The following is a 13,149-nucleotide window of genomic DNA, read 5'->3' as shown; positions in this document are numbered from 1 at the left end:
CTACCCGCCCCGACGGAGCAGGAAGAACAGGCTGGGGCCGAAGTTGAGGGCGGCCAGGGGGCTCTGGATGCGCTGTTCCACCGCCAGGAGGCGGTCCTCGCCCACGCTGCGCTTCAGGCGGCCGCTGCGCATGTTGGACACCGAGAGCTTGTCCTCCACCCGTAGGCCGGCCTCCGTGAACTGCCGTACGACGGTGCCCGGATGGTGGTTGACGAAGGGGATCCCGCCCTCGGCCGCCTTCTCGGCGGAGCGGATGTCCACGGGCCCGCGCGGGATGCCGCGCAGCCGTTTCGCGTAGCGCAGCTTGTTCAGCATGTGCGCGGAGTTGGCGACCTCGATCAGGGCGCGGCCGCCGGGCCTCAGTACGCGCGCTATCTCGCGCAGCGTGGGGGCGGGGTCGGGGAGGTGGTGCATGACGCGGATCATGGAGACGAGATCGGCGGATCCGTCGTCCAGCGGAAGGTGTCCGGGGCGCATGTGGTGCGCCGTGATCCCGGGGCGGCCGGCCAGCAGCCGCCCGGCGATGGCCACGTGCTTGGCGCTCGGGTCGCACATCATGACCCGGTCCGCGTACTCCTTGAGGACCGGGCTCAACCGCCCGAACCCGCCGCCCACTTCGCAGACGAGTCCGTAGCGGCTGTCGCCGATCAGCCGTTTGACGGCGGCCATCTCCGCCGCGTGTTCGTAGTCGCGCCCCTGCCAGTAGGCGACGTAGTCCTCCGACTCGTCGTCGTACTGGTCGCCCCGTGCCGCTTCGCCGTCGTCCACGTGCCGCTCCCCGATGTGCGTGTGTGGCGCATCATCTCGGCGGATCCCGGGGGAGGCAACGGCTCCGGCGTGTGGATGCTGCACGGATTCCCGGGTGCGGGGCCTGCCGGTCCCGCACCCGGGCGTGCCGGATCAGGCGGTGGGCGGTACCCGTCCCGGGCGGCCCGCGCCGCGGGTCAGGCGGTAGCCGCCGATGCCCGCGAGGGCGGCGAGCAGTCCGCCGGCCGCCGTCCAGAGCCAGCGGTCCGACCACCAGGTGCCCGACCAGCCGTCGGCCGGTGCGAAGCCGGCCGCCGTGCCGGCGCCGGGGACGAGCGGCACGGCCAGGGCGTTGTCGGCCGCGTAGGCGCCGCCGACGTCCTGGGCCTCGGCCCGCACGCGGGCCCGTACCGGCTGGCCGAGGTCCTCCGGCGCGAGGTCGGTGACCGTGAGCCGGAGGTAATAGGCGCCCGGCAGCGGGTCGTTGGCCCACTGATCGGCGCCCGAGCGGACCGGGCGCAGGGTGCAGGACAGGTCGACGGTCGCCGCGTCCTTGGCGGCCGTGCCGGTCTGCGTGCCGTACGTGCAGGGCTGGCGGCGGCGCAGGCCGTCGTACACGTCGAGCTGCCACGTGGAGGCGGAGTGCCGGCCGGTCGCGGCGGGCAGGGTGACCGAGGCCCGCACGGTGGCGCGCTGCCCCGAGTCCAGGGGGAGCACCCAGTAGAGGTAGTCGCCGGTGGAGGCGTCGGCCGTGGCCCCCTGGCCCAACTGGAGCGGGGTGGCGGTACGGAAGGCCGTGCCGGCCTCGGTCGGACCCTCCTCGCCGCCGCTCGGGCTCGGCGACGGCGAGGCCGCCACCCCGAGCAGGCCGCCGCCCACGAGCAGGGCGGCGGTCAGTGCGCGTCGCACGCGCCGATCGCGCCGATCGGGCCTGCGGGTTGTGGGTCCGTCGTGTCGGTCACGTCTCAGGGCACTCATCAGTTGGTCCTCCAGACCGCGATACGCCAGCGGGAGACCCAGCCCCACACCAGTCCGGCGAGGAGGCCGGTGAGCGCCAGTGCGCCGAGCAGCCACCAGCCGCGTCCGAGGCCGAAGGAGGCCACGTCGGAGGCCCCGTCCGGGCCGTCGACCACGTCGATGGTCAGCTCGACCGGCATGCCCGGGGTGGTCTTGACGGTGGCGGGCGCCGAGAAGGAGTTGCTGATCTGGAGGCACACCGTCTCGGCCGGCTCCTCGTCGTCGGCGCTCCCGGCCTTGGGATAGCGCAGCCCGGACGAGATCAGGTCGGTCCGCCCGTCACCGGCTTCCTGGCCGCGTACGATCTCCCGGCCGCTCAGCGTCGTGGCGCGCAGCAGCACGCCGTAGTCGTTGTTCACCGCACGGTCGGCGCCGATGCTGACCGAGGCCCGCAGTTCCTTGCCGGGCGCCACGGAGACCCGGTACCAGCGGTGCTCCCCGAAGCTTTCGCGGTCACTGTAGAGACCGGGCTTCAACTCCGGTGCTCCCGTGCACTGCTTGGCACCCTCGGTGGCCACCGGATTGACCACCGGAGTGGCCGCCCGGCCGACCAGCTGCTTCACCCTGCCCGACAGTTCGGCCGTGTGCTGCACGGAGGTGTACGTGCCTCCGGTGGCCTCGGCGATGCAGATCAGCTGGTCGCGGGTCTTGACGTCGGGAACGAGCCCGAGCGTGTCGATGACCAGGTGGATCCCCTGGGCCGCGATGTCCCGTGCCACTTCGCAGGGGTCGAGCGGGGCGCAGGTGTCCTCGCCGTCGGTGATGAGCACGATCCGCCGGGTGGCGTCGCCGCCCTTCAGGTCCTCGGCGGCTCCCAGCAGCGCCGGCCCGATGGGCGTCCACCCGGTGGGGGCCAGCGTGGCGACGGCCGCCTTGGCCTCGGTCCGGTCCAACGGGCCGACCGGGTACAGCTGCTTGGTGTCCTTGCAGCCGAGGTTCTTGTCGGGGCCGGGGTAGTTGGCGCCCAAGGTCCGTATGCCGAGCTGCACTTCGTCGGGTACCGCGTCCAGTACCTCGTTGAACGCCTGTTTCGCGGCGGACATCCGGGTCTGCCCGTCGATGTCCTGTGCGCGCATCGAGCCGCTGACGTCCAGCACCAACTCGACCTTGGGTGCTTCCTTGGCCACCGGTTCCCCGGCGGCGGCGCCTGCCGGGAACAACCCGGCAGCGAGGGTGACGAACAGGCCGCACGCACTGGCCCTCACCCATCTTCTAGTGATCATCGCCGGATCGTATTGAGATTCCCCGCACCCGCCAAACCGAGCACCCGTTCCCGAGCCGCCGGGTCAGCCGACGCGCTTGCGGAACACCCAGTACGTCCACGTCTGGTAGGCGAGGACGACCGGGGTCATGAACGCGGCGACCCAGGTCAGGATCTTCAGTGCGTAGGGGCTCGCGGCCGAGCCGGCGGCGGTCAGGCTCCAGGCCGGGTTGGTGGAGGAGGGCATGACGTCGGGGAACAGGGAGAGGAAGAGGACGGCGACGGTGGCGGCAACGGCCGTCGCGGACAGGGCGAATGCCCGGCCGTCGTGGTGCGTCGCGCTCTGCTCCACGGTGGCGAGGAGCGCCACGACGGCCACGCCCAGGACGATGAGCCCGTAGACCTGACGGCCGTGGTGGACCTGCGTCCAGAAGAGGAAGGCGCCGACGGCCACGGTGGTGATGTTCGCGAGGGGGCGGACCCGGGCCCGGGCCCGGGTCCGTACCGCGCCCTTCGTCTTGAGTGCGGCGAAGAGGGTGCCGTGCAGGGTGAAGAGGCACAAGGTGGCGAACGCGCCGAGGAGGGCGTAAGGGTGGAGGAGATCGAGCGGGGTGCCCGTGACGTTCCCGTCCGCACCGATGGGCATGCCCCGCACCATGTTGGCGAAGATCAGCCCCCACAGTGCGGAGCAGACCAGCGAGGTCCAGAACACGCAGCGGTCGCAGGTGCGGCGCCACCGCTCGTCCTCGCGCTTGTGCCGGTACTCCAGGGCGACGCCGCGCACGATCAGGCACACCAGGACGGCGAGCACGGGCAGGTAGAAGCCGCTGCAGAAGGTGGCGTACCAGTCGGGGAAGGCGGCGAAGGTGGCGCCCACGGCGGTCAGCATCCAGACCTCGTTGCCGTCCCAGACCGGCCCGATGGTGGCGAGGAGCACGCCGCGTTCCTCGGGGTCGCGGGCGAGGAGGCCGGTGAGGATGCCGATGCCGAAGTCGAAGCCTTCCAGGAAGAAGTAGCCGGTCCAGAGGAAGGCGATGAGCACGAACCAGAGGTCGTGGAGTTGCACGGGGCGGTCCTCTTGGAGTGGTGGGTCAGGTCAGGTCAGTAGGTGAACGCCCGGGCGGAGCCGGACGCGAGGGCGGTCCCGGGACTGGTACCGGGGCCGGTCCCGGGGTCGGCCGCGGGGTCCGTCGCCGAGTCGGTCTGCGGGCCGGCCTTCGCGTACCTGGCCAGGAGCCTGACCTCGACGATCGCGAGTGCGGCGTAGAGCAGGGTGAAGACGGTCAGGGAGATGACGGCCGAGGTGGTGGATACCCCGGGTGAGACCGCGTCCTTGGTCTTCAGCAGCCCGTAGACGGCCCACGGCTGGCGGCCCGTCTCGGTGAAGATCCAGCCGAAGGAGTTCGCGATCAGCGGGAAGCCCATGGTCAGGGTTCCGGTCAGCCAGGCCCACTTGGTGAGCCGGGGCCCGAGCTCGCGGCGCCGGGTCAGCATCAGCCGGGGCACTGCGTCCGGAGCGGTGCGCAGGTGTGGGTCGAGCCGGCGTCTCGTGCGGGTCAGCCACAGGCCGGCCGCGCCGGCCGCGAAGGAGGCCATGCCGAAGCCGATCATCAGCCGGAAGCCCCAGAAGGCCATGAAGACGCTGGGGACGTAGTCCTCGGGCTTCCCGCCGAAGCGGGCCGCCTCCTGGCGGGCGGTGTCGCTGATGCCGGGTACGGAGCCGGTGAAATCGTGGTGGGCGAGGAAGGACAGGACCCCGGGCACCTCGATGGCGACGTCGTTGCGTCCCCGGCTCACGTCCCCGACCGCGAACACGGAGAAGGGGGCGGGTGCCCGGGTGTCCCACAGGGCCTCGGCGGCCGCCATCTTCATCGGCTGCTGCTCGAACATGACTTGGCCGAGGCTGTCGCCGCTCAGCGCGGTGGCCGCGCCCGCGACGACCGCGAGGGTGAGCCCCAGGCGCAGCGACGTACGCATCACGGCGGTCCGCTTGCCGGGCCCGCTCCCGGTGCGCTTGGCCCGCCACAGGTGGAAGGAGGCGATGCCGACGACGAAGGCGGCGCCCGTCAGGAAGGAGGCGGACAGCGTGTGCCAGGCCTGGACGAGGGTGGTGTGCTGGGTCAGGACCCCGAGGATGTCGGTGAGCCGGGCCCGGCCCGTGGCCCGGTCGAGGGCGTAGCCGACGGGGTGCTGCATCCAGGAGTTGGCCGCGAGGATGAAGTACGAGGAGAGGACGGTGCCGATCGAGACCATCCAGATGCACGCACAGTGGAGCTTCTTCGGCAGCTTGTCCCAGCCGAAGATCCACAGGCCGATGAAGGTGGACTCCAGGAAGAACGCGATGAGCGCCTCGAACGCCAGCGGCGCTCCGAAGACATCGCCGACGAACCGCGAGTAGTCGGACCAGTTCATGCCGAACTGGAACTCCTGGACGATGCCGGTCACCACGCCCAGCGCGATGTTGATCAGGAAGAGCTTGCCCCAGAACTTGGTGGCGTGAAGGTACTTCTCCTTGCCGGTCCGCACCCAGGCCGTCTCCAGCCCCGCGGTGACGGCGGCCAGGCTGATGGTGAGCGGTACGAAGAGGAAGTGGTAGACGGTGGTGATGCCGAACTGCCAGCGGGCCATGGTCTCCGGGGCCAGTGCGAGGTTCACGAGGCGGCTCGCACGGTGGTGAGGCGGGCGGGGGCGGCGACGGCCGGAGCGGCGGGGGGAGGGAGGAAGAGGGTGCCGCGCAGGGCGCCGCGTGCCGTACGGATTCCCACCACGGCCCATGCGGCGACCAGGAGTGCGTACAGGGCGACGGCGGCCCCGACGAACAGGTCGGCGCCGGTGTGGGCGGCCAGGACGGTGCTCCCGGTGACGCAGGTGCCCACGGGGAAGGTGAATCCCCACCAGGTCAGGTTGAAGGGCAGTCCGCCGGTGCGGACGGCCCGCACGGTCACGGCGGCCGCGAGGGCCAGCCACAGCATGGCGAATCCCCAGGTCACCACCCCGAAGATCAGCGCGACAACCTGGAGGCCCTGGGCGTAGGGGGCGGGCAGGGCCGAGGGGGCGGCGTTGGCGAGCAGCCCGGCGGCGGTGACCGACTGGCCGAGGGGGCCGAGCACGATCCAGAGGGTGGGGACGGTGCCCGCGGCGGGCTCGGGGTGGTGCACCAGCCGGGAGTAGATCATGGTGACGATCAGGAACGCGGCGATCAGGCTGATGCCGAACATCGCGAGGCAGGCCAGGATCATGGTCAGCCGCAGCTGGCCGGAGCCGGTGTGGGGGATGAGCAGGGCGCCCATCGCGGCGGAGACCATGGGGGGAACCACGGGCATCAGCCAGCCGCCGAAGGCCGCGTCGGGAGCCGCCGCGCGCCGGGTGATCATCCGGTAGGGGACGGTGAAGGCGGTCAGCAGGCCGAGTGCGGTGCCGGTCAGCCAGAGGGTCCAGTCGACGGCGACGGCCGCGTCCAGGCCGATCACGTCCTTGCCCAGCAGCAGGGCGCCGGCGCCGACGGTCATCAGGGCCATGGGAGGAGCGCCGTAGAACTGCGACATCACCGGGTTGGCGCCGTGGGCGCGGGCGTTGTCGCGGTGCCGCACCCAGTGCACGGCCCAGGCGGCGCACATCGCGAGCAGGAGCAGGGCGGCGCCCGCCCACACCACCGTGGCGGCGGTGCGCAGGCCCGGGAACCGCAGGGGCAGGGAGGCCGCCGCGTTGGCGACGATGCCGGTGCCCATGACCGAGGCGAACCAGTTCGGCCCGAGGTACCGGAAGGCGTCGCGGGGGTGTTCGAGATCGCGCAGCAGCCGGCGCTGCGCGGGGGTGGGGGGTGCGGTCCTGGTGCTCATGGATCCACCATCGGCCGGTGCCACGCGTCGCGGTAGCGGCACCGGATCGATGCATCCATAGAATGGTTCTATGCCCATCTCGCCGCGCGTCCCCGACCTGCCCGCCCTCGACCTGCTGCTCAGCGTCATCGAGCTGGGCAGCCTGGGGCGGGCCGCCGAGGCGCACGGCATCAGCCAGCCCTCGGCCAGCTCCCGCATCCGCTACCTGGAGAAGCTCGTCGGGATGCCCGTACTCGAACGCTCCTCACTCGGCTCGAAGCCCACCCCGGCCGGGGCCCTGATCGCCGAGTGGGCCCGGACCGTGATCGACGCGGCGCACGAGCTGGACGCCGGCATCGACGCCCTGCGCGAACGGCGCAGCTCCCACCTGAAGGTCGCGGCCAGCCAGACGGTCGCCGAGTACCTGGTCCCCAAGTGGCTCATCGGGCTGCGGGCGCAGCATCCCGCCACCAGCGTCGCCCTCGAATCGGGCAACTCCGCGGACGTGGCCCGCGCGGTACTGGACGGCCGCGCCGAGCTGGGCTTCATCGAGAGCCCCCGCGCGCCGAAGGGGCTGGAGAGCCACGCCGTGGCCAGGGACCGGCTGCTCGTCGTGGTGGCGCCGACGCACCCCTGGGCGCGGCGCACCGCCGTCACCCTCGACGAACTCGCCGCCGCCTCGCTGATCCAGCGGGAGGCGGGATCGGGTACGCGCACCGCCTTCGAGCGCGCGATCACGGCCCACCTGCCCGACTGGAAGCCCTCCGCCCTGCTGGAGCTGGCCTCCACCACCGCCATCAAGACCGCCGTGGCGGGCGGCGGTGGCCCCGCGGTCCTCAGCTCGCTCGCCGTCGCCGACGAACTGGCCGCCGGCACCCTGCGGTCCCCGTCGGTCACCGGCCTCGAACTGGGCCGCTCGCTGCGCGCCGTCTGGCCCACCGGGCGGCGTCCGACCGGCCCGGCGCGGGACCTGTACGCGCTGGCCCGCAGGCAGCTCGCCGCGGGGGCGTAGGGGCCGGAGGGTCATAGATCCGCTCTATGGATCCATTGATCCGTTGCCGCTACCGGCCCGGATCTCCCCGCCGGAGGATGAATGCGTAAGCCTCCGATGAAGCAGGGACACCATGTACACCATCCTCTTCCTCCTGATCTCCGTATGCGTCCTGGCGGTCCTTCGCGACTGGCCAGGCAGGACACGGCTCCTGCTGTGGGCGGGAACCCTGAGCGTCACGCTCCTCGCGTTCCTCCCCCACCTCGACCGCGCCTTCAACCTGAGCTTCTGAGGAGGAGCAGGAATGTCCATCACCGAAACCGCCGAAACCGCCGAAACCGGCACCACCCCCGTCGTCCGCCCCGCGGGGACCCGCCCCGCCGGTCTCTCGCAGCGCCTCGGCCTCTGGTTCGCCCACGTCTACGTGCTGGGGATGTGCGCCACCATCGGCGGCGCCTACGTCTTCCAGTTCGGGCTGTGGGAGTACCCCTGCCCCATGTGCCTCCTCCAGCGGATGTTCATGCTGCTCAGCGCCCTCGGGCCCGCCATGATCATCGCCCGCTCCCGCAAGGGATCGGTGACCACCCGGGAGTTCGCCTCCGGCTGGGGCGTCGCCATCGTCTCGGCCCTCATCGGCGGGACCGTCTCCGGCGCACAAGTGCTGATGCACATCGCCCCCGGGGACCCCGGGTACGCCGGGGCCCTGCTCGGCCTGCACCTGTACACCTGGGCCGCCATCACCTTCTTCCTGGCCGCCCTCGCCGCCGGCATCAACCTCGTCCTGGCCGATCGGGCGGCGCCCCTCGATGCCGCGGCCGGCTCGCCCGCCCTGCGCCGCGCCGCCACCCTCACCCTGGCCGTCCTGGCCGTCTTCGCCGTCAGCAACCTCGTGGCCTGCTTCTTCCTGCAGGGCTTCCACTGGCAGATGCCCGGCGACCCCACCGGCTACCAGTTCTTCGCCGACCTCTTCTGATCCCCGCGCACACGCCGATTCCCCGTACCGGTCAAGGTGGCCGGTACGGGGAATCGGCATGCCCCGATCCGCTACGTGGCCGGGGCGAGGGTGCCGGCGAACAGTCCGCGGAGCGTCTGGATCCCGGCCGTGAGCCAGGCCAGCACGAGGAACACGTACAGCCCGCCCGCGAGCCAGGCGCAGGCGGTCAGGCCGGTGTGCCGGGCGAGGCCCTCCGCTCCGGTGACGCAGGTGCCGACGGGGAAGGTGAGGGCCCACCAGGTCATCGAGAACCCCATGCCCTGGCGCCGGGCCCGCAGGACCACCGCGCCCGCCAGCGCGAACCACAGCAGGGCGAACCCCATCGTCGGCACCCCGTAGAGCACCGCGAGCATCCTGAAGCCCTCGTCGTAGGGGGCCTGGAGCACCTGCGGCGCGGCATCGGCGAAGTTGTTCGCCGCCGTCGTGGACTGCCCCAGCGGACCGAGGACCAGGAAGAGCGTGGGCGTCAGGGCGAGCGGCAGCCGCGGGCCCGCCAGCAGCCGCGCGAAGATGATGGGCAGCAGGCACAGCGTCGCCAGCAGGCTCATGCCGAACATCGCGTAGCAGCCGAGCAGGAGGGCTTGGCGCCACTGGCCGGCCGGCAGGTGCGGGAGCAGCAGCGGTCCGAGCGCGGCGGCGACCATGGGAGCGACCACGGGCAGGATCCACACCGGGGAGGCGCTGCCCGGCTTCAGCTCGTGCCGCAGCGCCATCAGATAGGGGATGGCGGCGGCGACGAGCAGCCCGACGGCCGTGCCGGCGGTGTACAGCACCGTGTCCACGGCGACGGCCGCGCCCAGGCCGATCCAGTCCTTCCCGATCAGCAGCGTGCCCGCCCCCACCGACAACAGGGCCATGGAGAGGCAGCCGTAGAACGGCGCCACCGTCGGATCGAGGAGATGGGCGCGCGCCTGGTCGCCGTGGCGGGCCCAATGGACCGTCCGGGTGATGAGCAGCACCACCAGCATCACCGCGGACAGCGCCCAGATCACCGTGCACGCCGTCCGCAGGCCCGGGACGTGCCAGGGGAGGGCCACGCCGGCGTTGGCCACGATGGCCGTGCCCATGACGCTCGCGTACCAGTTCGGGCCTAGCTGCCGCACGCGCGATCCCGGGGGGCCGGTCACGGTGGGGAGCGCGGAGCTGGTCCGGGAGGGTGCGGTCATGTGTCAACGGTGACCCGCCGTGGTCATCGCGACCAGTCGGCGTCCTGGTGGCCGGGGCCGCGGGGCGCCGGAGGAGCGACGGCGGCCGGGGGGCCGACGGGGACCTGGAGGCTTCCGTAGCGTTCCATGCGCTGCCAGCGCAGGCGCGATCCCGCGATGGCGGTGAACACGGACTGGATGACGACCAGGTACATCAACTGGCGGTAGACGAACTGCTGGAGCGGCAGGCTCCACAGCGGTCCGGGGTGTTCCTTGTCGAGGCGGAAGGCGTAGAGGCCCATCAGGAGCTGGAGCAGCAGGAAGGCGCTCCACAGGCCGAGGATCCGCAGCGGGTCGAGGAAGATCAGACCGAAGACCGCCGTCACGTCGACCACGGGAGCGAGCAGCGGCAGCAACACCTGGAACATCAGGAGGTACAGCAGGCCCCGGCGGCCGAGCTTTCCGGCCTGGCCCCGCTGGGTGAGGGCGCCGCGGTGCTTCCACATGGCCTGGAGGGTTCCGTAACACCAGCGGTAGCGCTGTTTCCAGAGGGCGCCGAGGGTGGCCGGGGCCTCGGTCCAGGCCTTGGCCCGCTCCTCGTAGACGACGCGCCAGCCGTCACGGCACAGGGCCATGGTGAGGTCGGTGTCCTCGGCGAGGGTGGTGTCGCTGACACCGCCGACGCGCAGGAGGGCCTCGCGGCGGAAGGCTCCCACCGCGCCCGGCACGGTGGGCATGCACTCGGCGAGGTCGAAGAGGCGGCGGTCGAGGTTGAAGCCGACCACGTACTCGATGTGCTGCCAGCGGCCCAGCAGGCCGCCGCGGTTGACGACCTTGGCATTGCCGGAGACGGCGCCGACGCGGCGGTGGGCGAACGGCTGGATGATCATGCGGACGGCGTCCGGTTCGAAGACGGTGTCGCCGTCGACCATGACGAGCAGGTTGCAGGAGGCCGCGGCGATGCCGGTGTTGAGGGCGGCGGGCTTCCCGGCGTTGCGCTGGCGGATGACGCGTACGCCCGGCAGCCGCAGGGACTCGACGATGTCGGCGGTGCCGTCGGTGGACCCGTCGTCGACCACGATGATCTCCACCGGATGGTCCGAGGCCAGCAGGGAGCGGACGGCCGCTTCGATGCCCGCGCTCTCGTTGTAGGCGGGGACGATGATGCTGACCGGTTCGGTGACGGGGGCTCCCCACGGCACCCGGCGCTTGCGCACGTGGCGGCGGGCCGCGGTGAAGACGGCCACGGCGCGCAGCACGCTGATGGCCCCGGCCGCCCACAGCAGCCAGGACAGTGCGGTCAGGACCCAGTCGCTGGCCCGCAGGGCGTAGATGAGGGAGGTCCCCTGCCAGGCGTCCACGGTCGCGGCCTCGTGCGTGGCCGCGGGCAGGCCGGTCGCCTCGGTGACGGTGGCGAGCTGGAATCCCGCCGCCTTCAGCCGGGGGACGAGGCGTTCGAGGGCCGCGACGGTCTGCGAGCGGTCGCCGCCCGCGTCGTGCAGGAGCAGGATCTGCCCCTCGGTGCCCGCGGGCAGGGAGTTGGCCACGATCTGCTCGACCCCGGGGCGCCGCCAGTCCTGGCTGTCCTGGGTGCTGAGGACGGTGAGGTACCCCTCGGTGCCGGCCTGGACGACGGAGTCCCAGGCGCTGTCGTTCAGGGCCTCGCCGGTCGAGGAGTAGGGCGGACGCAGCAGGGGGGTGGTGACTCCGGTGGCACCGGCGATGACCAGCTGGCTCTCGCGCAGCTCCAGGGAGCGGCGCCAGGGCGAGGCCGCGCCGAGATCGGTGTGGGTGAAGGTGTGGACGCCGATCTGGTGGCCGTCCTCGACGATCCGGCGCGCCAGCTCGGGGTGGGCGGCGACCTGGGCGCCCACGGTGAAGAAGGTGGCGCGGACGTCGTTGCGCCGCAGGACGTCCAGGATCTGCGGGGTCCAGCGGGGGTCCGGACCGTCGTCGAAGGTCAGCGCGATGGTGCGGGGCTTGACGGCCGCCGTCCGCCCCACGGACCCCTCGATCACCGGACCGCCCGTCCGGATCTGCTCCGGGACGGCGCCCGCCGGACCCGGATCGCGGTGGGCTCCGTCGGCGGTGGTGTCGAACATGTGCGTGGCGTAGCCCTGGAGCAGCAGGGCCGCCGAGAGGGTCAGGACCAGGGTGGTCAGCAGCAGCCAGTGGGTGCGCAGGGGGACGTTGCGTACGGTGCTGTGCCGGCCGCGGGGGAGGCGGCGGTTCTTCGACAAGGGGAGGTGCTTCCTGCCTGTGCTGGTGCTGGTGCTGGTGCCTGAGCGGGCGTTTGAGCGGGGTGGGGGTGGGTCACGGGTGAGCGGTGGGTTTGCCGCCCTGGCCGGGTGCGGACGTGGACTTGCCGCGGTTGGTCTGGCCGGGGGCCGGTGTGTTCCCGGGGGTGGTGCTGGGGGCCGGCTGCACGGGGGGCGCGGCGGTGGCACTGGGCGTGTTCCTCGGAGTGGCACCCGGGTCGGGGCCCGCGGCGGACGGGGCCGCCGGCGCCTGGGCGGTACCGCTCACGGCGGCGGCGCCGGTGCGCTTCGGCGCGGCGGTGGACCCGGGGGCCGGGGAGGCGGCCGGAGCCTTGCTCGGCGCGGCGTCCGGGGCCGCCTGTGAGGGGTGGGGGAGCGGCAGGAACGGCGAGGAGAGCGTGGGCCCGCCGAAGAGGGAGCTCAGCAGCAGCACGATGTAGCCGGCGGCCGGCACGACGAGCAGCCACCCCAGACGCCGGACGCGGCGCTGGCGCCTGCCGGAGGAGTCGACGAAGACGGGACTCGGGTCGGAGGTGGGGGCGGAGGAGCTGCTGCCGGGTGTGCGTGCGCGTCCGGACGCGGGCGTGGGGGCCGGCGTTGCGGGGGGTTCGGGGGAGGGTGCGTCCGCGGGCCGGGAACCGGTGGGAGGTTCGTAGGAGGGCGCGGGCCAGGGTGCGGTGGCGGGGTGGGAAGAGGGCGCGGGTGCGTGCCAGGACGTGGTGGGGGGTTCGTAGGAGGGCGCGGGCCGGGGCGTGGCGGCGGGTGCGGGCCACGGGTCGGCGGGGGGTTCGTAGAAGGGTGCGTCCGCGGGCCAGGGTGTGGCAGGGGGCACGGGCGCGTACGCGGCGTGCGGATACGGCGGTTCCGGTTCTGCCGTGGAACCCGGTGGTCGGTGCATCGGTGGACAGCCTCTACAGGTGGTGGACGGGACCCGGGCGGGGGTGCGGACACGGGGGACGCCCCGCACTCCGCCGGACC

12 protein-coding genes are annotated in these 13,149 nt (G+C 72.6%); 3 read left to right on the top strand and 9 right to left on the bottom strand.

The window, feature by feature from the left end; translation table 11 throughout:
- The 6 genes from AC3IX6_RS07240 to AC3IX6_RS07215 form a co-directional block, all read right to left on the bottom strand.
- Positions 1-768, bottom strand: coding sequence for a class I SAM-dependent methyltransferase (locus AC3IX6_RS07240; RefSeq protein ID WP_489369413.1), 768 nt, complete (start codon positions 766-768; stop codon positions 1-3).
- A 132-nt stretch (positions 769-900) separates the two neighbouring features.
- Entirely contained in the window at positions 901-1,725 is an 825-nt protein-coding gene (locus AC3IX6_RS07235) for a hypothetical protein (RefSeq protein ID WP_489369412.1), read from the bottom strand.
- Positions 1,725-2,987 carry a VWA domain-containing protein gene (locus tag AC3IX6_RS07230; protein WP_489369411.1) on the bottom strand — a complete coding sequence of 421 codons (1,263 nt, stop codon included), beginning with the start codon at positions 2,985-2,987 and terminating at the stop codon, positions 1,725-1,727. Before AC3IX6_RS07230 ends, AC3IX6_RS07235 begins: the two co-directional genes overlap by 1 nt.
- A 63-nt stretch (positions 2,988-3,050) precedes the next feature.
- Positions 3,051-4,031, bottom strand: a complete 981-nt coding sequence (cydB, locus tag AC3IX6_RS07225; protein WP_489369410.1) for a cytochrome d ubiquinol oxidase subunit II — start codon at positions 4,029-4,031, stop codon at positions 3,051-3,053.
- Positions 4,032-4,066: 35 nt separating this feature from the next.
- The gene (locus AC3IX6_RS07220) at positions 4,067-5,620 is read right to left on the bottom strand and encodes a cytochrome ubiquinol oxidase subunit I (RefSeq protein ID WP_489369409.1); all 1,554 of its coding nucleotides are present in this window, start codon (positions 5,618-5,620) and stop codon (positions 4,067-4,069) included.
- Positions 5,617-6,804, bottom strand: coding sequence for a TDT family transporter (locus AC3IX6_RS07215; protein ID WP_489369408.1), 1,188 nt, complete (start codon positions 6,802-6,804; stop codon positions 5,617-5,619). The genes AC3IX6_RS07220 and AC3IX6_RS07215 overlap by 4 nt, the downstream gene beginning before the upstream one ends.
- Before the next feature lie 70 nt (positions 6,805-6,874).
- On the opposite strand from AC3IX6_RS07215, the gene AC3IX6_RS07210 reads away from it, so the two are divergent.
- The 3 genes from AC3IX6_RS07210 to AC3IX6_RS07200 all read left to right on the top strand — a co-directional run bounded on the left by AC3IX6_RS07210 (position 6,875) and on the right by AC3IX6_RS07200 (position 8,747).
- Positions 6,875-7,795 (top strand): LysR family transcriptional regulator, encoded by a 921-nt coding sequence (locus AC3IX6_RS07210; protein WP_489369407.1) that lies wholly within the window; start codon positions 6,875-6,877, stop codon positions 7,793-7,795.
- A 112-nt stretch (positions 7,796-7,907) separates the two neighbouring features.
- On the top strand, positions 7,908-8,066 hold the full coding sequence (locus AC3IX6_RS07205) for a hypothetical protein (RefSeq protein WP_489369406.1): 159 nt from the start codon (positions 7,908-7,910) through the stop codon (positions 8,064-8,066).
- A gap of 12 nt (positions 8,067-8,078) precedes the next feature.
- The gene (locus AC3IX6_RS07200) at positions 8,079-8,747 is read left to right on the top strand and encodes a disulfide bond formation protein B (RefSeq protein ID WP_489369405.1); all 669 of its coding nucleotides are present in this window, start codon (positions 8,079-8,081) and stop codon (positions 8,745-8,747) included.
- Positions 8,748-8,818: 71 nt separating this feature from the next.
- On the opposite strand, the gene AC3IX6_RS07195 is transcribed toward AC3IX6_RS07200, so the two are convergent.
- The 3 genes from AC3IX6_RS07195 to AC3IX6_RS07185 all read right to left on the bottom strand — a co-directional run bounded on the left by AC3IX6_RS07195 (position 8,819) and on the right by AC3IX6_RS07185 (position 13,069).
- Positions 8,819-9,934 (bottom strand): TDT family transporter, encoded by a 1,116-nt coding sequence (locus AC3IX6_RS07195; RefSeq protein ID WP_489369404.1) that lies wholly within the window; start codon positions 9,932-9,934, stop codon positions 8,819-8,821.
- A gap of 23 nt (positions 9,935-9,957) precedes the next feature.
- A complete protein-coding gene (locus AC3IX6_RS07190) occupies positions 9,958-12,153 on the bottom strand; it encodes a bifunctional polysaccharide deacetylase/glycosyltransferase family 2 protein (protein ID WP_489369403.1) in 2,196 nt (731 codons plus the stop codon).
- Positions 12,154-12,226: 73 nt separating this feature from the next.
- Positions 12,227-13,069, bottom strand: coding sequence for a hypothetical protein (locus AC3IX6_RS07185; RefSeq protein ID WP_489369402.1), 843 nt, complete (start codon positions 13,067-13,069; stop codon positions 12,227-12,229).
- Between the last annotated feature and the right edge of the window lie 80 nt (positions 13,070-13,149).

The organism is Streptomyces sp. GL_141 (assembly GCF_057834385.1).
The sequence above is the reverse complement of the archived record's forward strand: the minus strand, read 5'-3'. Positions and strand labels throughout refer to the sequence as shown.